The sequence below is a fragment of the Streptomyces fildesensis genome (assembly GCF_016107395.1).
Classification (GTDB): Bacteria; Actinomycetota; Actinomycetes; order Streptomycetales; family Streptomycetaceae; genus Actinacidiphila; species Actinacidiphila fildesensis.
In genome coordinates this window covers 86319-107528 of the sequence record NZ_JAAIKO010000006.1, presented here as the reverse complement: position 1 = coordinate 107528, position 21210 = coordinate 86319, and the positions used below count along the sequence as shown (strand labels likewise).

Below are 21210 nucleotides of genomic sequence, written 5' to 3'. Positions count from 1 at the left end.
TTCCAAACTAGGGCTCTACAGGCCAGCCTCGCACTGGCATGATCGGCCCATGTCTGAGTACGCGTGGCCGGCGGGGCCCGGAATCCCGGCCGAAGAGGACGTTCGCCGAGATTGGCCGGCGACCGTGTTCGCACTCCCGGTAGGAGCAACGATCAGCTGCCAGGTCATCGGTCGCCAACGCTTCGGCGTGTTTGTCCGGATAGATGGCGTGCCAAACGCAGTGGGGTTGGCGGAGGTCACACTCATGCCACCCGAGATGGATCTACCCCGCATGGGCGCTGTAGTCACCGGTCAGGTGATCTGGCATGCCGACCACAATCACCAGGTGAAGCTCAGGCTGGACGAATGGGTGAGTCCGTAGAGGATTGTCTCGCGGGCCGTCTCAGGACCGTGCGAAGCTGACCGACGTCGCTGCGCTCGATCTGACGCCGGGTCGCGCGCGTCAATCGGGTTCGATCATGTTCCTCAAGATGCCACAGCGGATACGACAAAGCGGGACGACGGCAGACGGGATGGCAGCCAAGAGCAGCGTGGCGGGCACCGCATGATCAGGCCGAGGGCGCCGTTAGGCTCGGTGCATGGCAATAGATGAACCGTCCGTCGTCTGGTCCTTGGACGGCTTCAGCAAGGACGACGAGTTCTTGCGAACTGAGCGCCCGATCAGCCGCGAGCAGATCATCCAACTCCGAGAAGTGATCACTCCGGACCCGGACGATCCTTGGATGCTCTACTGCTACGACGTGCCTCTCAGCGACTGGGCCGCAGTCGACGCGATCTTGCATTGTGGCCCCCCTGACGCGACCCTCGACTACCAGACCTCGGCCAGCGCCCAGCGTTGATCCCCGTGCCCCTTCCGTGCCCGATCTGCCGGGAAGCCACGGGGAACCACGGGGAACCACGGTCGCCCGCAGGCAACACGCATGAGAACGGCCCCCGACCGATGTCCCTGGTCGGGGGCCGACTTGGTGTCTCTGGCTGCGGAGGATGTGAGATTCGAACTCACGGTGACATCGCTGCGCCAGGGAAGGTCAAGAACGGAAGCCGCCGGACCTTCCCGGAACGACGACCCCGGCCCGACCTATGGGGGCAGGGAGCGACCCTCCCGCGCTTCGGCCGCACCAGCTCTGCGAACCCGCCCGGCAACCTCCGCAGACCCTCCTGCGCGCGGGCATCGGACATCCCGGCAGCGATCCGGGCACGCTCCCCATCCAGCAAGCGGAACAACCTGCGATCCGTCACGTGGCGCCACCACCAGACCTCCAGCACGAACGCGGCTGACGCCACCCGCTCGCGCGCACCCACGCCCCTCACCGTGGACCTTCCACCAGCGAGGCCCGGAAGAAGCTCGTGATCACGCCACGGAATCCCGTGTGCCCGGTGAGCCCGGCATGGCGCAAGCACCACACCTCCGGACCCTCTTGCTCATCCGCTGCCGCCGACGCCTCGCCGCACGAAGTGCACTCCGCCGCATAGATCGGGCCGCTAGCCGTTGTGTCCGTGGCCAGCGACCAATCCGTGTACCGATAGACCGCCCTGCCCACCATCACCGCAGCCCCCGGCCACCACGTTCGACCGCCAGGCCGTCCGCCGCATTGAGCCGCAGGGCCAGACCAGAGGTGAAGACCAGCACGACTACCAGGCCACCCGAGGCAAACCGGTCCGAACGAACCGCCTTCACCTCTCGCCACTGACCGCGCACACTGACCCGGTCCCCGCGCTGTACCCTCAGCGCCGCAACGCGGGCCATCACGACCACCGGTCCTCAACGCTGCTCGCGTCGTCGACCCGCGTACCAGTCTGACCGTCAGTCCCGGCAGGCTTGACGTCCTCCGGGCAGGCGCCCCATTCCGTTCCACCGCCGACTGGCCGCAGTTGGATGTACGGGCCTACGCGGCCCATGACGTGGCCCGTGCGCCGCTTGGCTGTATCCACTGCCAGCGCGCCGACTTCAGGAATCCCGTCATTGCTCATGCCGGGATCATCACGCGCATCACCAGGACGTTGGAACCTCCCCCAAAACCCACTTCGGGACGTCCCACACCGGGTAGAACGTCCCTAGTGCCGTCCCGTCAGGTGGGGAGAGACTCAGATGCCGAACGAGAGATTACGTGCCGCCATGGCAGCCGGAGGCTGGACATACGCCGCCCTCGCGGTAAAGGCCGAGGTGGACCCGAAGTCCGTTGAGCGATGGGTCAATCTCGGCCGCACACCACGCCGCGTCACAGCCATGCTGGCGGCAGAGACCTTAGGAGAAGACGTGCACGCTCTGTGGCCAGCGCTCAGGCAGGCCCGTGCTGCCCGAGCAGTCAGTCCCGAACTGGTAGCGCTCTATGACCAGCGCGCTGACATTCCCGCGTCGACGTTCGTCGACATGCTGTCGCAGGCACACGAGCAGATCGACGTGTTGGTGTACGCCGCCATCTTTCTGCACGAGGCGTATCCCCGCCTCAATGAGCTTCTGCGGGAGCGAGCCGCCGATGGCTGCGCGGTTCGCATCGCCATTGGGGATCCGGACGATCCCAACGTCCGGCAGCGCGGCCAGGAGGAACGCTTCGGGCACGGCATCGAATCACGCTGCCGACTCGCCCTCATGCACTACACGCCACTCGTCGGCGTGCCCGGGATCGAGGTCCGGACGCACGGGACCACCCTGTACAACTCGCTGTATCGCGCCGATGACCAGGCCCTGATCAATGCCCATGTCTGGGGAGTGAACGCATACGGCGCACCCGTCTGGCACCTCCGCCGGCACGGCGATGGTGGAATGTTCGACACCTACGCGGGAAGCTTCGATGCGGTGTGGGCGACAGCGACGCAGGTACAGGAGACGTGACCGCGAGCCGGACTGAGTACTACGACGACCCCAAAGCGCCCAAGCCCAACAGCTTGGTCGTGGCAGCGTCCGCTGTCGTCACCGACGAGGAGGGCCGTATCCTGCTTCAGCGGCGGACGGACAACGACCTCTGGGCCTTGCCGGGCGGCGGTATGGACATGACGGACTCGCTTCCAGGTACCGCAGTCCGTGAAGTCAAGGAAGAGACCGGCCTGGACGTGGAGATCACCGGGCTTGTCGGCACGTACACCGACCCGCGGCACGTCATCGCCTACTCGGACGGCGAAGTACGACGGCAGTTCAACATCTGCTTCACCGCCCGAGTCGTTGGTGGTCGACTCGCCATGTCGGATGAGTCGACGGAGCTCCGATTCATCGCCCAGGCTGAGATTGCCGAGCTTCCGATGCATCACACTCAGCAGCTCCGAATCCGCCACTTCATGGAGCACCGCGCTGAGCCCTACCTGGGCTGATGTCGCACGACGTTTCCCTTGGCAGGCGCATCCAGCACGAGGACATCCTCTCGGTCCAAGTCCGAAAGGGACTATGAACGCGGCTTGACGTGGATCAAGCCCTCGTTCCTCTGGATGATGTACCGCTGCGGCTGGGGCATGAAGGAGGACCAGGAGACGGTACTCGCCGTCGAAATCTCCCGTGAAGGCTTCGAGTGGGCGCTGCGCCATGCCTGCCTCTCCCACTACGAGCGTGGGCTCCAACCCAACCTGGCCACCTGGAAGCGCGACCTCAAACGCTCCCCCGCCCGCGTCCAATGGGACCCGGAACGCGATCTCCACCTCCAGCCGCTGCCGTACCGCTCCCTCCAACTCGGCCTCACCGGCGACGCCGCCCGCCGATACGCGGACGAGTGGACGGTCACCATCACCGACGTGACGCCGCTCGCCCAGGAGATCCACACCCTCGTACGCGCCGGAGACCTGCACACCGCGGACCGGCTCCTGCCCGCCGAACTCCCCTACCCCGCCGGCGAAGAACTCCTGGCGCCGCTGCTGCCGTAGAGCCAGGGGCAGCGGTTCAGTGCCGCCGGCGCGCTCCTCGTGGTGCCCGCGGCACCGCTCAGTCGGTGATCTGAGGTGACCGGGCAACCATTTGCGGTGTCGCGTGACTCTAAGGGGGTCATGAGCATCTTCAACGTGAAAGCGCGTGGCACGGCGCCCCCCGGAGTTGCTGCGGAACCGGTCGAGGAGGGTGAGGGGATACCGGATTTCGACCTGCTGGCGGCGAGGCGGTGGCCATCGCTCGTCAGGACCGGTTATCTGCTGACCGGTGATGTCGGCGCCGGGCAGGATCTGGCCCAGACCGCTCTGGCGTCCTGCTATGCCCATTGGGACAAGGTGTCGCGGGCGCGGGACGTGGACGCCTATCTGCATCGGGTCCTGGTCAATGCGCACCGCACCCGGATGCGTCGGCGTCGGGTGCGGGAAGTGGCGTGGGACCGCCGGACCGAGGCGAGCGCGGCCGCCTCGGTGGACTTCGCACCCGCCGCCGCGTGGCGGGTGACGGTCAACCGGGCGCTGGCGGCGCTTCCGCCGCGGCAGCGCGCGGTTCTGGTGCTGCGTTTCTGGTCGGACCTGACCGAAGCGCAGGTCGCTGCGGCGATGGGCTGCTCGGTGGGCACCGTGAAGAGCCAGACCTCCAAGGCACTGGCCAAGCTTCGGCTCGATCCCGCGCTGCGGCTCGACCCTTCGGAAGGACAGTCATGAACGACCCCACGAGCCCTACCGAGGACGGTCTGAAAGCGGTGTTCGAGCGGCTGTCGCAGGACAGTGAGGTGGGCCGGGTGCCGCTGGGAGCCATCGTGACCTCCGGCCGGCGGCAACGTCGGACGCGGCGGGCCCTGCTGGGGCTTTCGGCGGTAGCTGTCGCGACGGTGCTGGGGGGAGGCGGCTGGCTGGCGGCGCAGGCGAACTCCGCGGGCACCACGGCCACCCCGATGTCCCCACCGGCCGCTACGACCCCGAAGGCCCCGGCGATCCCCCGGCCGAGCATCACGACAACGAAGGCCCCGCGCACGCCGCAGGATCCGCCCTTCCCGATCTACCGAACCTTCCCCGAACATTCGGGAAAGATCGCGGGCGTCCCCTGGAAGCTGGGGCTGGTGCACGCCGGCGGCGGCACCTCCTGCACCGCGGTCGTGGCAGCGACCGGCCCGGACACCGGCACAGCCGGCATGTTCGGCTGCGACCAGCAGCCGGCCAATTCGGACGGCGGCGTCAGCACCACCGGCTACACGATCGACGCTCCGTCAGGCCACGGCTCCGTGGGGTGGGTGACCATCGGGCAGGTCAGTCCCAGCGTGAAGTCGGTGGACTGTGTCTGGAAGGGCGTGCACTACAGCACCCCGACCTTCCGGCTCCCGGGCCTGACCCAGACCTACTTCGCCCTGGGACTGCCGGGTACCCAGGGCACCGACCACTCCTCCGAGATCAAACTGCGGGACGCCCAGGGCAAGGAGATCGGCACTGCTCCCTTCTGATCCGGCCACGTCCGTGGACCGTCCGTGGACGCAAGGATCACGGCAACAGCCCCGGTCCTGCTCAGCGGATTCCTCACCGGACCGTCCCAGCCCCGCGATGGCCCCGCACTCGGTCTCAACCCGCCGTCGAGGTCGCCCGCTACGGCTCCGTCGAACGGGGCTGGGTCGTCGGGATCCGTGAGGTGAAGAACATCGCCAGGAGAGCGCTGAAGGCGAGGATGGCGAGTGCGGCGCGCAGGCCGTCGATCCTGGCGTCGGCGTTCGCGTCGAGTGCCGCCTGAGTCACCTTCGCGCTCGTGCCGGCGTCGCCGAGGGCGGACTTGAGCTGGGCGTCCGACAAGAACGGTACGCCGCTCTGGAGCTCGACAGCCGCCTGGCTCTTGACGTCGGCCGGGACCGCCGGATTCTGCTCCACGCTGGTCAGGAACGACGTCGACAGCGCGGCGATCATGATCGACCCGGCGAGCGCCGTACCGATCGAGGCGCCCAGGTTGGTGACGGCGTTCTGAACGCCGCCGACTTCCGAGCTCTGGGCTTCGGGCACGGCGGACACGGTGACCGACCCGAGCTGGGAGGCCAGCGCGCCCATGCCGAGTCCGATCAACAGGAGGGGAATGGTGACGACTTCCGCGCCGGCGTCCGCGTCGAGCGCGGCCATCAGGATCACCGCGCCCGCGAGCAACGCGAGGGTCCCGAGCCGCACCACCCGCCGCGGCGAGACATCCGGGAAGAGGCGCGGAATCAGGATCGCGGCCGCCAGCAGCGTCACGGAGAGCGGCAGGATGCGGGCGCCGGTCTTGAGCGCGGACAGGCCCAGGGCGACGGACAGATAGAGCGGTACGACGAAGAAGACGCCCATCTGAACGAGGTACTGGAAGAAGAACATGGTCAGTCCGCCGGTGAGCTGCCTGTTGTGCAGCATGGCCGGGTCGACGAGAGGTTCCCTGTGCCGCTCCACCATGCGGGCCTCCCAGCGAAGGAAGAGCCAGATCAGCAGTAGGCCGGCCAGCATCAGCCACACGACCAGCGAAACCCCGAGCCACGAGGGCGCGTCGGGTTTCGGCTGGAACCAGCCCCATTCGTCCGAGCGGAGTACGCCGTAGACGAAGATCCCGAGCCCGAGCGCGGAGAGCACGGCGCCCACGAGATCAATGCGCGGCCGCTCGCTGATCGGCGTGTCGACGATGCGGGCGGCAAGCACCAGGATGCCGAGCACCACCACGACCTCACCGGCGAAGACCCATCGCCAGGAGAAGTACGTCGTCGCGACACCCCCGATGAGCGGCCCGACCGCGATCGCCACGGCCCCTGCGGCCGCGACGAGACCGTAAGCGGCGGGACGGCGCTCGGCGACGAAGTTGCTCGCCACGAGTGCCACGATGGCGGGCAGGATCAGTGCCGCCCCGATCCCCTCGAGGAACGCCCAGCCGAACAGCAGCACGGGCAGGTTCGGTGCGATCGCCGTGGTCAGGGAGCCACAGCCGTAGATGACGCAGCCGATCATGAACGCGCGTTTGCGGCCGATCAGCGCCCCCACCTTGCCGCCGAGGATCATGAACATCGCCATCACGAGGGTGTAGGCCGTGATGGCACCCTGGATTCCCGTCACCGTCGTGCCCACGTCCTCGGCCACCGTCGCGATGGAGACGTTCATGACCGAGCTGTCGAGCGCCATCAGGAACTGGCCGGCAGCGAGTGCCAGCAGGACGATTCGCGCCGTTGCCGAACTCGCGGCGGTTCCTGCCTTGGATGCCATGGGCCGAATCGTCCCAGCTGTCCCGGAGCGCGGACCCGCGACCCACCACGGAGGTCAACCGGTTGGTGGACCGGTTGGTGGACTCAGGTCGGCGGAGTGACTTCGGACATCGACTGCTGCTGCGGCGGGACGAGCGGACGGAGATTCAGCCCTGGGCGTCCATCTCGGCATCGGCGACGGCGATGGCGATGCCGAGCGCCGTGGCGATGTTGCCTGCTGCCGTCATGACACGGGCGGTGCCGACGATGGGTGCAATGGCGACCAGGATGTCCTGCACCTGTTCGGCGGTCAGACCGGCTTGGAGTGCGGGGTCGATATGCGCCACGTAAGAGATGGGCGGGGCATCCGAGGCGGCGAGTGCCGCGATACGCGTGACGATGAACATGTCGGGTGCCATCCCGCATCGCTCGATCGAGTCGACCGTCATGGCAGCAAGGGTGTCCAGGACAGGGGTTTCCAACGCAGTGGACATGTCGCATGGCCTCCTGGTGAGTTTCGAGCTTCAGGGAGATATCTCGAGGGAGAGAGGGAGATATGAGGCGGAGAGAACCGCGTTCCGCGAGCGTGAAGCTTCCCCAATCGTAGAACCCATCGTGGGCTCCCGCATGGGGGCGCATGGTCCGCCGGGCCATGGGTGCAGGCGTCCGACCAGGTGCGGGCCCGGATGGGGAGAGCCCGTTTGTCGTGATCGGTCACGTCGTCGCCGTATGCGTTACGACACCGCTCCGACCTGCACAGATGGGCTGCGAGTTGCTCATCGAGCGCTGTCGGTCAGGCACCCCGAGGTGCGGAGTGATCCCGGTGGGTCGACATTGGAAGTAGGCCGGGCGGCCGAGCGCGGACGCGCGGTAATGATCTTCGTGGGCATCGCCGCCATCGCTGAGGACGACGTGTTCCCTACGCGCCCGCGCATGGCCCTGATACGACGCCCGACGCCCATCCCGTTTCCGGATCGGAGACACCCATGAAAGACCTCAAGTTCGAGCAGAAGCGCTCACTGACACGCCTTGAGGCGGCTGACCAGCTCACAGCACTCGCAGCCGCGCTGAGGAAAGGTGAGGATGCCGAACTTGAACTCAGCCCGGGAACGCTGAGCCTGCGGATCGCCGACGACCTTCGCAGCGAGATCGAGGTCGAGATCGGCGATGGGGAGATCGAGCTCGAGATCGAGTTCACCTGGTCGACCAGGTCGAGCAGGAAAGAGCCGGCACGGAAGGCCGCGGGCACGGCGAAGGCCGTAGGCACGGCGAAGGCCGCGGGCACAGCGAAGGCCGCGGGCACAGCGAAGGCCGCGACGCGAAAGAAGGCCCGCCGGGCCTGACAAACCGTCATGAGGTTGATGACGGGCGATACGGATCTTCACCCACAGGGCTCATCTCGTCGGGGCGCCGCGTCGCATAGCGCGCTCCGAAGCGGGTGTTGGGGAACGGGAACCCGTGGCGCCCCGCGCGTTCGAGGGTCTCCAGCAGGTCGGACGGCGGTACGGCGATCACCGGGCACTTGGCGTGGGCCAGGCAGTAGCGGGCCACCGAGCCGTGGAACATCCGGGTCAGCGGGCCGCGGCGGCCCGCACTCACCACGAGCAGGTCGTCCGGCCGGTCGGCGATCCGCACCAGCGCCTGACCGGCCCCGGCACGCACGATCAGCGGCCGGATACGCAGGCCGTTGGGGTAGCCGCCGAGGGCCTGCTCGAAGGCGGTGTCCAGGCGCTTGCCGGCCGCGCGCTCCCATTCCTTGAGCAGCGGCGGGCAGGGCGTCCTGCGGTAGGCGATCTCGCCGCCCACCGGCACCCAGGCGAGCACCGGCACGAGGAGGGCGTCGGAGCGGCGCGCCTCGGCGACGCCGCGATGCAGGGCGGCCAGGCTGCTCAGCGATCCGCTGACGCCGACGATGATCCGCGTGGCCTCGGCCATGGTGGTTTCGCTTCCTTCTCTACTGAGACCGGTGAACCGTGGACCCTGCGCCCCGGTTCCTTGTCCTTCCAGTGGATCCCCGCGAAGCGCGGGCAGCGGCATCCCTTGACGGACCCGATATACGGCCGGCGGGATCCTTGACGGCCCTCTGACAGCCTCACGCCCGGACGCGGCAGGACGACGGGTCCTGACGGAATGGTCCAGACGGACGGCTCCTGGCTGACGGGTCCTGGCTGACGCGTCCTACAGACCGATGTCGCGCAGGCTCATGTCCGTCAGCGTCTCGCGGCGTACCAGGAGCCGGGCGGTGCCGTCGTGGACGGCGACGACGGGCGGGCGGCCCACCAGGTTGTAGCCGGAGGCCATGGACAGGTGGTAGGCGCCCGCGACGGGGACGGCCAGCAGGTCGCCGGGACGGACGTCGTCCGGCAGTGCCGCACCGGCCGCGAGGACGTCACCGGCCTCGCAGTGCCGGCCGACGACGGTGACCGGGCGCACCGGGGCGGTGGAGCCGCGGCCGATGAGCCGGGGCGCGTAGCGCACCCCGTACAGGGCGGGCCGCGGGTTGTCGCTCATGCCGCCGTCCACGGCGACGAAGCGCTGCCCGCCGGTGTCCTTGACCGACAGCACGCGGTAGAGCGCGACGCCCGCCGGGCCGGCGATCGCCCGTCCCGGCTCGATGGTGAGCCGTGGCACCGGCAGCCCGGCGCGGGCGCAGCCCTCCGCGAGTTCGGCGCGGACCCGGGCGGCGAGCGCGGCCACGTCGAGGACGTCCTCGCCGGGCCGGTAGGCCACCGCGTGCCCGCCGCCGAGATCGAGTTGCGGCAGGGCGACGCCGTGGTCGTCCCGGATCCGCGCCATCAGGCCGATCAGCCGGCGCAACGCCGTGATGTACGGCTCGACGTCGGCTATCTGGGATCCGATGTGGCAGTGCAGGCCGACCAGTTCCAGCTCGGGCCGGCCGAGGATCCGGTCGACGGCCTCCTCGGCGGAGCCGTCGGTGATCGACAGGCCGAACTTCTGCCCGTCGGTGCCGGTTCTGACGGCCGTGTGGCCGCCCGCCGAGACGTCCGGCACCACGCGCACCATGACCTGCTGCCGGGTGCCCCTCGGCACCAGCACGGCCAGGTGGTTGATCTCCGAGGCGCTGTCGACCACGATCCGCGCGACGCCGAGCCGTACGGCAGCGCTCAGGTCCTTGGGGCTCTTGGCGTTGCCGTGCAGGACGATCCGCTCGGGCGGGAATCCCGTGGTGACGGCGAGCTCCAACTCGCCCGCCGAGCAGACGTCCAGGCCCAGGCCTTCCTCCTCCACCCAGTGCAGCAGGGCACGGCAGAGGAACGCCTTGGCCGCGTAGATCACATCGGCCTCGGGAAAGGCGGCGCGGTAGGTGCGGCAGCGGTCGCGGATCTCACCCTCGTCCAGGACGTAGAGCGGGGTGCCGAAGCGGTCGGCCGCCTCCGCAAGCGAGACGCACGCGACGGTGACATCGCCGTGGGCGGCGGGCCGGGCGGAGGCGGGCCAGACGACGAGCGACGACGGGTCCACCGCCGGCGCCGTGGCCAGGGCCGGTACGAGCGAGGTGGCGGTCATGCGCAGCGCGCCGGCGTCGTGCGGTCCGCGTGGCGCCAGTTGTCCGGCGCCAGGGTCTTGACGGGAGCGGGAGCGACGACGTCAGGGCCGGCGGCGGGGTACGCCGGGGCCGACCGGGCGCAGAGGGTGGTGCGGACGTACGGAGCCGGCTGGTCCGACGGCGCCGGGACGACAAAGGAACCGGCCGCGATCCGTTCGGTCGGCTCGGGTTCGTCCTCGTCCTCGTACTGGCACAGGCACATGGCGGTCCTCCGGAAGGGAGACGAGATGCTCTCCGGCGTGATCGCCGGGAGCACTGCCATCACGCTATGCCCGCAGGTCCGGGCCCCGCCTCCCTCCCTGACGCGTGCTTGACGCGCAGGCCGGAGCTTTGATGCACCCCTGACGGCGCAGGCCTCAGGACGCCGCTCCGCGCCCCGTCAGCTGCCCGTCAGGAGCGCGTCAAAGGGGCCGGTGCCGCATCAAGCCCCCGTAAGGAGCGTGATCGACGACCCCCCGCGCGGGGATACCTTCATCGGAGCGGCGCCGGCGATCACGCCGGAGTACGCTTCGCCTCTTTCAAGGAGCACTGTGATGGTCGAGCACCAGTACGCGGAGGATCCCGAACCTTCCGAACGCATCCCGGCCGGACCACTTCTCGTCCCTGTCCGGCCGGGTTCCGCGGGCTGCAGCGCCCGCTTCTTCCGCACCCCGCTCGGCGGCCGCACCGCCGTCGCCTTCACCACCGAGCGGCGGCTCGTCGCGGCGCTGGGCGCCGGCCAGGAGTGGATCAGACTGTCCGCGTCCGCGCTGCACGAGCTCGGGGCGCCGCTGGGCGTCACCGCCCTCACCGTCGACCCGTCGCTGGTCGCCCCCGCTCCCAGGCCCGTCGGAACCACCGCGCGCCTCGGAACCACCGCGCCCGTCAGAACGGCCGGACCCGTCAAGGCCGCTGGACCCGTCAGAAGCGTCGCGACCCCGGCGACCGTCGCGGCCGCCGGGACCTTCCGCTGAGGCGGGGAACGCCCTTCCGGCCGCCCGCCGTCAGGAACGCTCCTCACGCCGCCCGCGCGGAACCACGAAGTCGGTCAGCAGGGCGGACCCCGGCTCGAGGGCCGACCACGGTCCGCTCCAGGTGAGCACGGCGGTGCCGGACGTGGGGAACTTGGTCCGCGCGCGCTCCAGGGTGTCGCCGGCCGCCTCGCCGGCGAGCAGCAGGGCCAGTTCCTGGAGGCCGGGGTTGTGGCCGACCAGCAGCAACGTCCCGACATCGGAGGCCACTTCGCGGACGACGTCGAGCAGATCGTCGTCGTCCGCCGCGTAGAGGCGCGGTTCGTAGCGGACCGGTGGAGCGCCGTCGAGCTCGGCGGCGGCCAGTTCCCAGGTCTGGCGGGTCCGGCGGGCGGAGGAGCACAGGACGAGGTCGGGCAGCCGGCCCGCCTCGTCCAACCACCGGCCGGCGGCGGGGGCATCGCGCAGGCCGCGCCGGTTCAGCGGTCTGTCGTGGTCAGGAACGCCGTCGGGCCAGGCGGACTTGGCGTGCCGCAGGATCACCAGTCGCCGCGTCCCGTTCATGCCGGTGCCCCGGCGGAGCGCGGGCGGCCGATCTCGCGGACGACTTCCAGGCCGAGAACCCGGTCGAGATGCGCGAAGGTCTCGAACTTGGCGCCGGACGGTACCTCACCGGCCGTCTCCAGCCCGCGCAGCAGCCGCAGCACCTCGGAGGTGTCGAGGGTGTCCTCCAGCGTGGCCCGGGCCGTTCGCACCAGGTCGGCGGCCATCGGCTTGGACGGCTCCTCGGCCCAGTCGGCCACCGCTCGCCGCCAGCGGGCCAGCAGGCGGCCGGCCACGGCGATCTCCTCGGACGTGACGGCGATCGGTTCGTGGTGCGGGTGGCCGAGGAGCAGCACGCGCACGGCGAGCATGTCCCCGTCCACCGGGTCCGGACCCGTGGCGCTCGCCTCGCCGACGCGGAGGCTGGCGCCGCCCGCGCCCTCGTAGGCGCGATGGGTGATGTGCACGACCGGTGGGCCGCCCAGTGTCTCGGTGATCTCCTCGAGGGTGCCGGTGGCGTCGGCCGGACGGATGCCCGCCCCGTCGGCGGAGGGCACCTGCGGTCCGGTCCACCCCATGAGCACCGCCCTGCCGCGCAGCTCGACGACGCGCGCCAGCACATCGGCGACGAGGAGCACCCGCAGTCCGGTCAGATCGCCCGGATCGCCGTCCTGTGGGGCATGGGCGCAGATCCGCAGCGGACCAGGGCCGGTCAGTTCATCCACGATGCTCAGCACAGCACCGACCCTAGGCGCTCCGGCGCCGTCGTGGCACGGGCCCGCACCGCCCCGTCCGGCCCGGATGCGCCGCCCGGACGGTCAGTCGTCCCCGGGCGGCGGGCCGCCGGCCCCGCGGCGCAGCTCCTCGTTGAGGCGCAGGGCCTCCTCGAGCTGGTCCTCCAGGATGACGATGCGGCAGGCCGTGTCGATGGCCGTGCCCTGGTCGACGAGTTCGCGCGCGCGGGCGGCGACGCGCAGCTGGTAGCGCGAGTAGCGGCGGTGGCCGCCCTCCGAACGCAGCGGGGTGATCAGCCGCGCGTCACCCAGCGCCCGCAGGAAGGCGGGCGTGCTGCCGATCATCTCCGCGGCCCGGCCCATGGTGTAGGCGGGGTAGTCGTCGTCGTCGAACCTGTCGGTCGTGTTCGTACGGGTTCTGGGGGTCATTGCACCTCTGCGGCGGACAGCCCACTCGGGGGAGGCGACAGCCGGAGATCACCGACGTCCTGCATTACGTCAGAAAACCTAACAACCCGATCGGGAAATGTCTATCGTGGCCGAGGCAGATTTACGCACGCCGGGAAGCCAGGTACGCTTCCCTCGCGCTACCTCGCCACGGAGTCGGCCGACCCGTGGCAAGGCGGGGTGGGGGCGACGTGAGCACACCCAGATTTCCTCGATCTTGATCTTCGGGAGACGACCATGACTCGGCTGCAGGTGCGGCCCGTACGCCACGGCCAGGGGGATGTCGACGTACTCGCGCTGGCGGGCGAGCTCGACCTCGACAGCGAGGACGTCCTGGCGACCGCCGTGGCCGAGCTGCTCCGGGCCCGGCAGGACGGCCGGGCCGGGAACGGCGAGCTGCCGGCCCAGCAGGACGGCGACACCCGCCGGTCCCGCCTGGTACTGGACTGCGCCGGCCTCACCTTCTGCGACTCCCGCGGGCTGGGCCTGCTGCTCACCATCCGGCAGACGCTGCAGGACCGCGGGGACGTCCTGGTCCTCGCCGACGTCAGCCCGCAACTGCTGCGCACGCTCGAACTGACCGGTGCGGACCAGGTCCTGACGCTCGCCGACGGGGTGGGCGAAGCCCTGCTCCCGGTCGCTCCGCCCGAGCCGCGCACCGGCGACGCGTCCGCCTGACGACGCCTCCGCCTGACGGCCCTTCCGCCTGACAGCGACAACGAAAAGCCGGGCCCCACTCGTCAGTGGGGCCCGGCGGTATTCGGGGTGCTGCCGGCCGTTGGCCGGCAACGGTCAGACGGCGGTCGTACGGGGCCTGGAGGAACGATCCGGCGCACCGGCGCGACGAGCCTGGGCCGTACGGCTGCGGCGCCCGCGGGTCGAGGCGGCACTGCGCTTCGCGGTCTCGGACACCGGGGAGGTGATGACGACCGGAACACCGGACGGGGCCTGGGCACCGGTGATCCGGGTCAGCTCGGCCTCGCCGGAACGGACCTGGGTCGTCTTCGGCGTGATGCCGGCGTCGGCCATCAGACGCGTCATGTCGCGGCGCTGGTTCGGCAGCACCAGCGTGACGACCACACCGGACTCCCCCGCGCGGGCGGTACGGCCGCCGCGGTGCAGGTAGTCCTTGTGGTCGCTCGGCGGGTCGACGTTGACGACGAGGTCCAGGTTGTCGACGTGGATACCGCGGGCGGCGACGTTGGTCGCCACCAGCACGGTCACGTGGCCGGTCTTGAACTGCTCCAGCGTCCGGTTGCGCTGCGGCTGCGACTTGCCGCCGTGCAGCGCGGCCGCGCGCACACCGCTGGCCAGCAGCTCGCGGGTCAGCAGGTCGACGGCGTGCTTGGTGTCCAGGAACATCAGCACCCGGCCGTCACGGGCGGCGATCTCCGTGGTGGTGGCGCGCTTGTCGGCGCCGTGCACGTGCAGCACGTGGTGCTCCATCGTGGTGACCGCACCGGCCGACGGGTCCACCGAGTGGACCACCGGGTCGTGCAGGTACTGGCGCACCAGCTGGTCGACGTTGCGGTCCAGGGTGGCCGAGAACAGCATCCGCTGGCCGTCGGTGCGCACCTGGTCGAGCAGCGCGGTGACCTGCGGCATGAAGCCCATGTCCGCCATCTGGTCGGCCTCGTCGAGCACCGTGATGGCCACCCGGTCCAGCCGGCAGTCACCCCGGTCGATCAGGTCCTTGAGCCGGCCCGGCGTCGCCACGACGACCTCGGCGCCGCCGCGCAGCACGCTGGCCTGGCGGCCGATCGACATACCGCCGACGACCGTGGCCAGCCGCAGGTGCAGCGAGCGGGCGTACGGGGTCAGGGCGTCGGTGACCTGCTGGGCCAGCTCACGGGTCGGCACCAGCACCAGGGCGAGCGGCTGGCGGGGCTGGGCACGCTGTCCGGCGGTGCGGCAGAGCAGCGCCAGACCGAACGCGAGGGTCTTGCCGGAGCCGGTACGCCCCCGGCCGAGGACGTCACGGCCGGCCAGCGAGTTCGGCAGCGTCGCGCCCTGGATCGGGAACGGCTCGTTCATGCCCAGGCTGGTGAGCATCTTGAGCACCTCGACGGGCATGTCCAGCGCGCCGAAGGTGGTGACGGCGGGAAGCGCCGGGGTGATGGTGACGGGCAGGGCGAACTCGCCCTGCAGCGCGGCCGGCCGGCGTCCGGAACCGCCGGAGCGGTTCGGGGACTGCGAGCGGGAGCGGCCGGTGAAACCGGCGGTGTTGTTGCCCGAGCCCGCGGAGCGGCTGCTGTAGCTGCCGCCACTGCCCGAGCCGCCGGTGCGGCTGCTGCGGGAGTAGGGGCTGTTCGAGCGCGTGGTGCGGTTCATGCGGAACCTTCCTCGAGGCGGCGCGTGTCGAGGAAGTCCCGGCGGCCGGCAGCCGCGCAAGGAATCGCAAGAAACGAACCGAAGCAAATGACGAATGCGGAGTTCGGCGGAAATATCCGCGCGGTGAACTCCGATGAAAACGGCGCCTACTGAGAAGTGGCGGCCGGAATACCGGACCGATGAGGTCCGTGTGGTGAATGGTGCCCGGGAGGTCCTACGGAGTCCGGGCAACGGCCAGGGCCCGCACCGTGAGGTGCGGGCCCTGGCTCAGCTCTTGTCAGCGTCAGGCGGGAACGATGTTCTCGGCCTGCGGGCCCTTCTGGCCCTGCGTGACGTCGAAGGAGACCTTCTGGCCTTCCTGGAGCTCACGGAAGCCCTGGGCGGCGATGTTCGAGTAGTGGGCGAAGACGTCAGCGCCGCCGCCGTCCTGCTCGATGAAGCCGAAGCCCTTTTCCGCGTTGAACCACTTCACGGTGCCAGTAGCCATGTCAAATCTCCTCTGATAGGGGGCACAGCCGGAACACGCACTTCACGTGTTCCGCGTCGCCGCAATGAGCCCATCCGGAGATGACCGGAAAAACAAAATGCACCTGAGGGATGTAACCGTCAGGTGCACACAAAGTTTCATGGGTACCACAACTGCAACTGAGATCTACGATAGCACGTGGCCCGCATCCATGGCGGATGCGGGCCTTCCGGCGGCGACCCGGGTGCGCGGCGCCCTTGTGGCACACCGCCGGAATGGGGTGTGAGACCCGCGTCACGTCCGCCGTGTGCCGCTCAGGAACAGGGCCGCGAGGACCGCTCCGGCCAGCGCGAGGGCCGCGTTCACCAGGACCGCGTTCCCGATGCCGTCCAGCACCGCGCCCGTGCCGGACGAGACGGTGATCCCGGCGGTGGCGATGGCGCTCATGACCGGGGCGCCCATGGTGATGCCGACCTGCTGGGTCATGGTGGCCAGCCCGGTCGCCATGCCCTGCTCGGCGTCGGGGTTGCCGGAGGTGGCGGTGACCATGAAGCCGACGATCACCAGCATGTTGCCGATCCCGCCGAGGAAGGTGCCGGCCAGCAGCAGCGCCATCCAGCCGCGGTCGTCGCCCAGCGCGACCAGCGCCACCGTCGCCACGGCCTGGACGACACCACCGGTCACGAGGGTGGCCCTGGTGCCGATCCGGCCGATCACCCGGGCCGCGACCAGACCGCCGGCGACGGTGCCCAGGCCCAGCACACCGAAGGAGAGACCCGCCGCCAGCGGGGAGAAGCCGAGCACTTTCTGCAGATAGAGGGTCATGAGGAAGACCAGCGAGGTCTCGGTGACGAAGGCGATGAGGCCCGCGACGTTGCCCCAGATCACGGTGCGGCGCCGCAGCATCGCCACCGGCACCAGAGGAGCGGACGCGCCCTTCTCGACGAGGTAGAACACGACGAGCAGTACGGCGCCGGTCGCCAGGGAGACCAGAGCCACCGGGTCGCCCCACCCCTTCTCCCCTGCGGTGGTCAGCCCGAGGACCAGGGCGAGCAGGCCGAGGGTGACCGCGATCGCGCCGGGTACGTCCAGCCGCGGGCGGACCGCCGGGCGGGTCTCCTTGATCACCAGCGGGGCCACGATCAGCACCGCGACGGCGACCGGCACGTTGACGAAGAACGCCCAGCGCCAGGAGAGCAGGTCGGTCAGTACACCGCCGAGGACCGCGCCGGCGGTGAAGCCGGCCGACATCAGAGCGCCGTTGAGACCGAGCGCCTTGTCGCGGAGCGGGCCCTCGGGAAAGGAAGAGGTCAGCAGCGACAGCCCGGCCGGGGTGACGGCCGCGGTCGCCAGCCCCTGGGCGACCCGGGCGGCCAGCAGCATGCCAGGGCTGACCGCCAGCCCGCCGACCAGCGAGGAGACCCCCAGCACCGCCAGCCCGGCGAGGAACAGCCGGCGGCGGCCGACGATGTCGGCGATCCGGCCGAACAGCAGCGTGAACCCCGCGGCGGCCAGCGCGAACGACGTACCGATCCACTGCAGGTCCGCCAGCGGGAACCCGAGCCCCTGGCCGACCACCGGCAGCGCCACATTGAGAATCGAGAAGTCCACGGCCAGCATGAACTGCGCGACCAGCAGCACCACCAGGACCAGCCGCAGCCGGCCCGTCATCCGGTCGGGCACGGACTCCCGTACGGACCCGCCGACCGGCGCCTCCACGCCGGCCGGCACCCCTTCGACAATCGCCATCGTCCCGTTCCCTCCGGATACCGGGCCCGCCGCACCGATCGTGCCGCGGGCTCCCGGAAGGAATACTTCGCCGCCCGGGGCGGCCGACCCAGCCCCCTGTACTGCGTACGCATGCGGCACGTACCAGCGCGGTTCCTACCACTGGCAGGGTCTGGACCGGCCGCCCCGGAGGCACGGCGAAGGGCCGGAACGGATCAGGAGACGGGCACCAGCTGCCACTGCTGGTTGCTGCCGCCGTTGGCCGGCCACTGGTCGACCGGCGCCTGGTCGGCGGTGGACGCACCGCTGACGTCGGCGAGCTGGCCGCTGTCGCGGCCCTCCAGCGTGTAGTAGCCGCCACCGCTGGGGACGATCAGCCATTGCTGGTGGGCGCCCCCGTTGGACGTCCACAGGTCGAGTTGCGTCCCGGCGACCTTGGCGGCGCCCGGTACGTCGAGCGCTTTGCCGCTGGCCACTCCGGTGACGGTGTAGTAGCCGCCCGCGGCCGGAGTGATCTTCCACTGCTGGTTGCCGCCGCCGTTGCGGGTCCACTGGATGATGGGCGTGCCGTCGGCAGTGCCCTGCTCGGCCGCGTCGAGCGCCTTGCCGCTGTTGCGGTTGACCAGCGTGTACGTACCCGACACGGCGGCCGGGGAGCCGGGCGTCACGCTGAGGTTGTCGAACTGTGCGGCCACGTACCCGGCGGTGCCGATACCGACCTGACCCGCCCCGTAGGAGTCGTCGGTGACGGAGCCGGCCTTCGTGCCGTCGATGGTCGCGGTGATGGTGCGGCCGGCGAAGGTGAGGGCGAGCCGGTGCCAGCTGCCGGTGCCGGGCGCGGCGACGGTGCCGGAGGCGAGGGTGGTGACCGCTCCGGTGGCGCTGTTGCGCAGGATGGACCAGGCCCCGGTGTTGGTGAGTTTGAGGTAGTAGGCGTTGATGCTGCCCGGGGAGAAGCCCTTCTGGGTGCCGACCCGGCCCATCAGCTGGACCGCGCCCGCCTGTTCGAGCATCGCGTCGGCCGACACGGTGTAGTCGGACCAGCTCAGGTCGCCGAGGGTCGCGTACGGGTCACTGCCGCTGTCCCAGGCGATGGGGGTCGTCGTGGCCATCTGCCGTACGCAGGTGCCCGTGCGGCCCGCGCCGCAGGCCGCGCCCTCGAAGGAGCCGTTCATGTCGGCCAGGTACCGGGCCTCGCCGCCGTGCCGGGTGGACTGGAAGTCGTCGGAGTAGGGCAGTGCGAGCAGCCCGCGGGTGGGTGAGGCGGCTGTTCCGGCGCCCTGTCCTGCAGTGGTGGTCACCGAGTACACCCGGCCCGGCTGCAGGGTCAGCTGGTAGGCGCCGTTGACGGGTGTGAGGTCGGCGGTGTGCACGAGGTAGTCGCTCTGCCGGCCGGAGGCGAAGTCGCTGGACCAGACGTGCACCGTGCCGCCGGGCAGTCCTCCGGCGGTCTTGAGGCTGACGGTCTGCGCGGCCGTGGCGTCGAGGGTCTCGATGACGGTGCTCCAGGCGGTCTTTCCCGGTGACTTGTAGCTGACATAGCTGCCGTTGGCCCGGTCGCCGCCCAGGTAGCCACTGCCGGAATCCAGGTACTGCCACCCCGGCTGGGTGAACTGGGTGGTGTGCGCGGTGGCCCAGGTGCTCTTTCCGACGCTGTACGTACCCGACCAGGGCTGGGTGGCGGTCAGCATGCCGTCGGTGTTGTACGGGAGGTTCTGGTAGAGCGCGGCGGCCAGCGGCCAGTTGATGAACGCGGAGAACTTGGCGTCCAGATAACCCCTGTTGATGGCACGGGCGATGGGCGCGCCACCGGTGTTGTAGTCCTCCGAGCCGTTCTCGCTCGCCCACAGCTGCTTTCCGGTCGCCAGGGCGTCGGAGGTGGTGGAGCAGGACGTCATGGCGGACATGTAGCCGCAGGGGTAGTGCGCGCCGACGATGTCCACGGAGGCGGCGAAGGCCGCGTCGCCGCGGATGTCCCCGGCGACCGACCAGTCGGAGTCCGCGCCGACGATCTTCGTCGATCCGTATCCCTTCGCGGCGAGGGTCGCGTGCAGATTCTCGTACCAGGCCTTGTTGTAGCCGCGCTCGTTCCAGCCGCCCAGGTAGTCGATCCGGAGTCCGTGCTGGGTGGCGCAGCCCATCCAGGCGATCAGGTAGTCGATCATGTCCTGGGACCAGAAGTTGCCGTTGCCGATCCAGCCGGGCGCGCCCCAGGCGAGCCCGTACAGCTTCACCGCGGGATTGCGGGCCTTGGCCTGTTCCATCAGCCACCACTCGTACCCGGTACCGCAGTCGACGGTGCCGCGGGTGTGCTCATGGCTGGGCTCGGCGCCGTCGGTGGAGTTGGTGTCGCCGCCGATCTCGACCTTGAAGATCTGCAGCGCCGCGCCGTAACCGGGCTTGAACAGGTAGTCCAGGATCTGGCCGCGCTGCGGCTCCGGATAGTCCGCCAGCAGCCGCGAGTTGCCTCCGCCGCCGCTGATCGCTCCGACTCCGTCGAAGATCCGGCCGGCGGAGTTCCCGTCGACCGTGATCGCGGTGTTCACCGCCGCGTGGGCGGGCGGGGCCTGCAGGACGGCGAAGGCCGCCATGACGAGCACGAGCAGTACGGTCAGGGGCGTTCGCAGGGTTCGTAAGGTGCGCGGGTGCGCTACGGCGCGCTGTTGCGGTACGGCGTGCGGGCTTCGCATACGCGGGGCTCCTTCTTCGCGGCCGGACAGAGACGGCCGTTGGGGTTTGTGGAGAAGGGTTGCGAAAAGCGAACAGAAGACAACTCAGTCCACCGCCATCGGACGGTAAGACCGTGACCGTGTCCCGTCAACAGTTCGGACAACAGCGGATGCGTCCCCCGAACGGGGGTATACGGCCCGGAGAGACGCCAGTACCGCACACCCGGCGGTTAACCTGGCGCCTTCCTGATGTACAGCGCCACCGACACCGACAGGGAGGACGAAGATCATGCCCGGCACCACCAGCGGCCCGAGCCAGTCCACCGACAGTCCGCAGCAGAAGCCCTCGCCCGTGCCCGTCCAGCGCTCCGACTCCGCCCAGTCGGCGCACCGCCGCTTCATGCAGCGCTCGAAGTGGTAGGACGCGGCGCTCCGCGCTGACCCGCGCCCCGCACCCTCGGCCGCGCCCCTGGCCGCGCCCCGGCGAACGGTCAGATGTGATCAGGCAATGACCAATCGCGACCCTTCCTGAAAACGGAAGGGCAACTTCCTTACGCCATCGTTCACTTCCGCCGGCGCATGTCGCGTCCGGAAGCAGACTCGCTAGCTTTGCCACGACTCCGGTCCGCGGAAACAGCGGTACGGGTCGCAGAAAGCGAGGGGCGATGCCTGTCTGGGATGAGGTCCATCCCGCCACGATCTCCGTGCAACGC

25 protein-coding genes are annotated in these 21210 nt (G+C 70.0%); 11 read left to right on the top strand and 14 right to left on the bottom strand.

Annotation, left to right across the window (positions count from 1 at the left end):
- Window positions 1-49: 49 nt before the first annotated feature.
- Both C6N31_RS12205 and C6N31_RS12200 read left to right on the top strand, forming a co-directional pair.
- The gene (locus tag C6N31_RS12205) at window positions 50-361 is read left to right on the top strand and encodes an RNA-binding protein (protein ID WP_194445645.1); all 312 of its coding nucleotides are present in this window, start codon (window positions 50-52) and stop codon (window positions 359-361) included.
- 217 nt (window positions 362-578) lie between these two features.
- Window positions 579-839: a DUF7683 domain-containing protein gene (locus C6N31_RS12200; protein WP_138355265.1), complete on the top strand. Its 261-nt coding sequence runs from the start codon at window positions 579-581 to the stop codon at window positions 837-839.
- A gap of 468 nt (window positions 840-1307) precedes the next feature.
- On the opposite strand, the gene C6N31_RS46890 is transcribed toward C6N31_RS12200, so the two are convergent.
- Both C6N31_RS46890 and C6N31_RS12195 read right to left on the bottom strand, forming a co-directional pair.
- On the bottom strand, window positions 1308-1544 hold the full coding sequence (locus tag C6N31_RS46890; protein ID WP_138355264.1) for a DUF7848 domain-containing protein: 237 nt from the start codon (window positions 1542-1544) through the stop codon (window positions 1308-1310).
- On the bottom strand, window positions 1544-1756 hold the full coding sequence (locus tag C6N31_RS12195) for a hypothetical protein (protein ID WP_164298834.1): 213 nt from the start codon (window positions 1754-1756) through the stop codon (window positions 1544-1546). The genes C6N31_RS46890 and C6N31_RS12195 overlap by 1 nt, the downstream gene beginning before the upstream one ends.
- A gap of 333 nt (window positions 1757-2089) precedes the next feature.
- Here C6N31_RS12195 and C6N31_RS12190 point away from each other — a divergent pair, with 333 nt between their 5' ends.
- The 5 genes from C6N31_RS12190 to C6N31_RS12170 all read left to right on the top strand — a co-directional run bounded on the left by C6N31_RS12190 (window position 2090) and on the right by C6N31_RS12170 (window position 5327).
- The gene (locus C6N31_RS12190) at window positions 2090-2833 is read left to right on the top strand and encodes a helix-turn-helix domain-containing protein (RefSeq protein ID WP_138355262.1); all 744 of its coding nucleotides are present in this window, start codon (window positions 2090-2092) and stop codon (window positions 2831-2833) included.
- Window positions 2830-3306, top strand: a complete 477-nt coding sequence (locus C6N31_RS12185; RefSeq protein ID WP_138355261.1) for an NUDIX domain-containing protein — start codon at window positions 2830-2832, stop codon at window positions 3304-3306. Before C6N31_RS12190 ends, C6N31_RS12185 begins: the two co-directional genes overlap by 4 nt.
- A gap of 18 nt (window positions 3307-3324) precedes the next feature.
- Window positions 3325-3849: a DUF4291 domain-containing protein gene (locus tag C6N31_RS12180; RefSeq protein ID WP_232485099.1), complete on the top strand. Its 525-nt coding sequence runs from the start codon at window positions 3325-3327 to the stop codon at window positions 3847-3849.
- A gap of 120 nt (window positions 3850-3969) precedes the next feature.
- Window positions 3970-4554 (top strand): SigE family RNA polymerase sigma factor, encoded by a 585-nt coding sequence (locus C6N31_RS12175; RefSeq protein WP_138355260.1) that lies wholly within the window; start codon window positions 3970-3972, stop codon window positions 4552-4554.
- Window positions 4551-5327: a hypothetical protein gene (locus C6N31_RS12170; RefSeq protein ID WP_138355259.1), complete on the top strand. Its 777-nt coding sequence runs from the start codon at window positions 4551-4553 to the stop codon at window positions 5325-5327. Before C6N31_RS12175 ends, C6N31_RS12170 begins: the two co-directional genes overlap by 4 nt.
- 139 nt (window positions 5328-5466) lie before the next feature.
- Here the strand turns inward: C6N31_RS12170 and C6N31_RS12165 are convergent, their stop codons facing one another.
- Together C6N31_RS12165 and C6N31_RS12160 are read right to left on the bottom strand one after the other, a co-directional pair.
- The gene (locus tag C6N31_RS12165; RefSeq protein ID WP_138355258.1) at window positions 5467-7083 is read right to left on the bottom strand and encodes an MFS transporter; all 1617 of its coding nucleotides are present in this window, start codon (window positions 7081-7083) and stop codon (window positions 5467-5469) included.
- A 145-nt stretch (window positions 7084-7228) separates the two neighbouring features.
- Window positions 7229-7555, bottom strand: a complete 327-nt coding sequence (locus C6N31_RS12160) for a carboxymuconolactone decarboxylase family protein (protein ID WP_138355257.1) — start codon at window positions 7553-7555, stop codon at window positions 7229-7231.
- 492 nt (window positions 7556-8047) lie between these two features.
- Here C6N31_RS12160 and C6N31_RS12155 point away from each other — a divergent pair, with 492 nt between their 5' ends.
- Window positions 8048-8404 (top strand): amphi-Trp domain-containing protein, encoded by a 357-nt coding sequence (locus C6N31_RS12155; RefSeq protein WP_138355256.1) that lies wholly within the window; start codon window positions 8048-8050, stop codon window positions 8402-8404.
- Window positions 8405-8411: 7 nt separating this feature from the next.
- Here C6N31_RS12155 and C6N31_RS12150 read toward each other — a convergent pair whose 3' ends face one another.
- The 3 genes from C6N31_RS12150 to C6N31_RS12140 form a co-directional block, all read right to left on the bottom strand.
- On the bottom strand, window positions 8412-8996 hold the full coding sequence (locus C6N31_RS12150) for a universal stress protein (RefSeq protein ID WP_138355255.1): 585 nt from the start codon (window positions 8994-8996) through the stop codon (window positions 8412-8414).
- Between the two features lie 243 nt (window positions 8997-9239).
- On the bottom strand, window positions 9240-10589 hold the full coding sequence (gene lysA, locus C6N31_RS12145) for a diaminopimelate decarboxylase (protein WP_138355254.1): 1350 nt from the start codon (window positions 10587-10589) through the stop codon (window positions 9240-9242).
- Window positions 10586-10891: a hypothetical protein gene (locus C6N31_RS12140; protein ID WP_198357510.1), complete on the bottom strand. Its 306-nt coding sequence runs from the start codon at window positions 10889-10891 to the stop codon at window positions 10586-10588. Before C6N31_RS12140 ends, lysA begins: the two co-directional genes overlap by 4 nt.
- 271 nt (window positions 10892-11162) lie before the next feature.
- On the opposite strand from C6N31_RS12140, the gene C6N31_RS43710 reads away from it, so the two are divergent.
- Window positions 11163-11582 carry an SAV_915 family protein gene (locus C6N31_RS43710; RefSeq protein ID WP_232485098.1) on the top strand — a complete coding sequence of 140 codons (420 nt, stop codon included), beginning with the start codon at window positions 11163-11165 and terminating at the stop codon, window positions 11580-11582.
- A gap of 30 nt (window positions 11583-11612) precedes the next feature.
- On the opposite strand, the gene C6N31_RS12130 is transcribed toward C6N31_RS43710, so the two are convergent.
- From C6N31_RS12130 to C6N31_RS12120, 3 genes are all read right to left on the bottom strand, one after another.
- Window positions 11613-12143, bottom strand: a complete 531-nt coding sequence (locus C6N31_RS12130; protein ID WP_198357509.1) for a SixA phosphatase family protein — start codon at window positions 12141-12143, stop codon at window positions 11613-11615.
- Window positions 12140-12859 carry a hypothetical protein gene (locus tag C6N31_RS12125; protein WP_198357508.1) on the bottom strand — a complete coding sequence of 240 codons (720 nt, stop codon included), beginning with the start codon at window positions 12857-12859 and terminating at the stop codon, window positions 12140-12142. The genes C6N31_RS12130 and C6N31_RS12125 overlap by 4 nt, the downstream gene beginning before the upstream one ends.
- Window positions 12860-12940: 81 nt before the next feature.
- Window positions 12941-13285, bottom strand: a complete 345-nt coding sequence (locus C6N31_RS12120) for a MerR family transcriptional regulator (RefSeq protein ID WP_138355250.1) — start codon at window positions 13283-13285, stop codon at window positions 12941-12943.
- Between the two features lie 255 nt (window positions 13286-13540).
- Here C6N31_RS12120 and C6N31_RS12115 point away from each other — a divergent pair, with 255 nt between their 5' ends.
- Window positions 13541-13981 carry an STAS domain-containing protein gene (locus tag C6N31_RS12115; RefSeq protein WP_138355249.1) on the top strand — a complete coding sequence of 147 codons (441 nt, stop codon included), beginning with the start codon at window positions 13541-13543 and terminating at the stop codon, window positions 13979-13981.
- Between the two features lie 114 nt (window positions 13982-14095).
- Here the strand turns inward: C6N31_RS12115 and C6N31_RS12110 are convergent, their stop codons facing one another.
- From C6N31_RS12110 to C6N31_RS12095, 4 genes are all read right to left on the bottom strand, one after another.
- Window positions 14096-15634 carry a DEAD/DEAH box helicase gene (locus C6N31_RS12110; RefSeq protein ID WP_138355248.1) on the bottom strand — a complete coding sequence of 513 codons (1539 nt, stop codon included), beginning with the start codon at window positions 15632-15634 and terminating at the stop codon, window positions 14096-14098.
- Window positions 15635-15917: 283 nt separating this feature from the next.
- Window positions 15918-16121, bottom strand: a complete 204-nt coding sequence (locus C6N31_RS12105) for a cold-shock protein (protein ID WP_034275260.1) — start codon at window positions 16119-16121, stop codon at window positions 15918-15920.
- A 273-nt stretch (window positions 16122-16394) separates the two neighbouring features.
- Window positions 16395-17849, bottom strand: a complete 1455-nt coding sequence (locus C6N31_RS12100; protein WP_198357507.1) for an MFS transporter — start codon at window positions 17847-17849, stop codon at window positions 16395-16397.
- A gap of 194 nt (window positions 17850-18043) precedes the next feature.
- Window positions 18044-20518 carry an RICIN domain-containing protein gene (locus C6N31_RS12095; RefSeq protein WP_198357506.1) on the bottom strand — a complete coding sequence of 825 codons (2475 nt, stop codon included), beginning with the start codon at window positions 20516-20518 and terminating at the stop codon, window positions 18044-18046.
- Between the two features lie 268 nt (window positions 20519-20786).
- On the opposite strand from C6N31_RS12095, the gene C6N31_RS45115 reads away from it, so the two are divergent.
- On the top strand, window positions 20787-20918 hold the full coding sequence (locus C6N31_RS45115) for a hypothetical protein (RefSeq protein WP_269288301.1): 132 nt from the start codon (window positions 20787-20789) through the stop codon (window positions 20916-20918).
- Window positions 20919-21210: the final 292 nt, after the last annotated feature.

What these genes read in the sequence shown, in the direction of transcription:
- C6N31_RS12200 (WP_138355265.1), top strand. Translation starts at nt 579, where the DNA reads ATGGCAATAGATGAACCGTCCGTCGTCTGGTCCTTGGACGGCTTCAGC.
- C6N31_RS12110 (WP_138355248.1), bottom strand. Translation starts at nt 15,634, where the DNA reads ATGAACCGCACCACGCGCTCGAACAGCCCCTACTCCCGCAGCAGCCGC.
- C6N31_RS12170 (WP_138355259.1), top strand. Translation starts at nt 4,551, where the DNA reads ATGAACGACCCCACGAGCCCTACCGAGGACGGTCTGAAAGCGGTGTTC.
- C6N31_RS12150 (WP_138355255.1), bottom strand. Translation starts at nt 8,996, where the DNA reads ATGGCCGAGGCCACGCGGATCATCGTCGGCGTCAGCGGATCGCTGAGC.
- C6N31_RS12175 (WP_138355260.1), top strand. Translation starts at nt 3,970, where the DNA reads ATGAGCATCTTCAACGTGAAAGCGCGTGGCACGGCGCCCCCCGGAGTT.
- C6N31_RS12105 (WP_034275260.1), bottom strand. Translation starts at nt 16,121, where the DNA reads ATGGCTACTGGCACCGTGAAGTGGTTCAACGCGGAAAAGGGCTTCGGC.
- C6N31_RS46890 (WP_138355264.1), bottom strand. Translation starts at nt 1,544, where the DNA reads ATGGTGGGCAGGGCGGTCTATCGGTACACGGATTGGTCGCTGGCCACG.
- C6N31_RS12205 (WP_194445645.1), top strand. Translation starts at nt 50, where the DNA reads ATGTCTGAGTACGCGTGGCCGGCGGGGCCCGGAATCCCGGCCGAAGAG.
- lysA (WP_138355254.1), bottom strand. Translation starts at nt 10,589, where the DNA reads ATGACCGCCACCTCGCTCGTACCGGCCCTGGCCACGGCGCCGGCGGTG.
- C6N31_RS12120 (WP_138355250.1), bottom strand. Translation starts at nt 13,285, where the DNA reads ATGACCCCCAGAACCCGTACGAACACGACCGACAGGTTCGACGACGAC.
- C6N31_RS12095 (WP_198357506.1), bottom strand. Translation starts at nt 20,518, where the DNA reads ATGCGAAGCCCGCACGCCGTACCGCAACAGCGCGCCGTAGCGCACCCG.
- C6N31_RS12190 (WP_138355262.1), top strand. Translation starts at nt 2,090, where the DNA reads ATGCCGAACGAGAGATTACGTGCCGCCATGGCAGCCGGAGGCTGGACA.
- C6N31_RS12155 (WP_138355256.1), top strand. Translation starts at nt 8,048, where the DNA reads ATGAAAGACCTCAAGTTCGAGCAGAAGCGCTCACTGACACGCCTTGAG.
- C6N31_RS45115 (WP_269288301.1), top strand. Translation starts at nt 20,787, where the DNA reads ATGCCCGGCACCACCAGCGGCCCGAGCCAGTCCACCGACAGTCCGCAG.
- C6N31_RS12160 (WP_138355257.1), bottom strand. Translation starts at nt 7,555, where the DNA reads ATGTCCACTGCGTTGGAAACCCCTGTCCTGGACACCCTTGCTGCCATG.
- C6N31_RS12165 (WP_138355258.1), bottom strand. Translation starts at nt 7,083, where the DNA reads ATGGCATCCAAGGCAGGAACCGCCGCGAGTTCGGCAACGGCGCGAATC.
- C6N31_RS12140 (WP_198357510.1), bottom strand. Translation starts at nt 10,891, where the DNA reads ATGGCAGTGCTCCCGGCGATCACGCCGGAGAGCATCTCGTCTCCCTTC.
- C6N31_RS12115 (WP_138355249.1), top strand. Translation starts at nt 13,541, where the DNA reads ATGACTCGGCTGCAGGTGCGGCCCGTACGCCACGGCCAGGGGGATGTC.
- C6N31_RS43710 (WP_232485098.1), top strand. Translation starts at nt 11,163, where the DNA reads ATGGTCGAGCACCAGTACGCGGAGGATCCCGAACCTTCCGAACGCATC.
- C6N31_RS12100 (WP_198357507.1), bottom strand. Translation starts at nt 17,849, where the DNA reads ATGGCGATTGTCGAAGGGGTGCCGGCCGGCGTGGAGGCGCCGGTCGGC.
- C6N31_RS12130 (WP_198357509.1), bottom strand. Translation starts at nt 12,143, where the DNA reads ATGAACGGGACGCGGCGACTGGTGATCCTGCGGCACGCCAAGTCCGCC.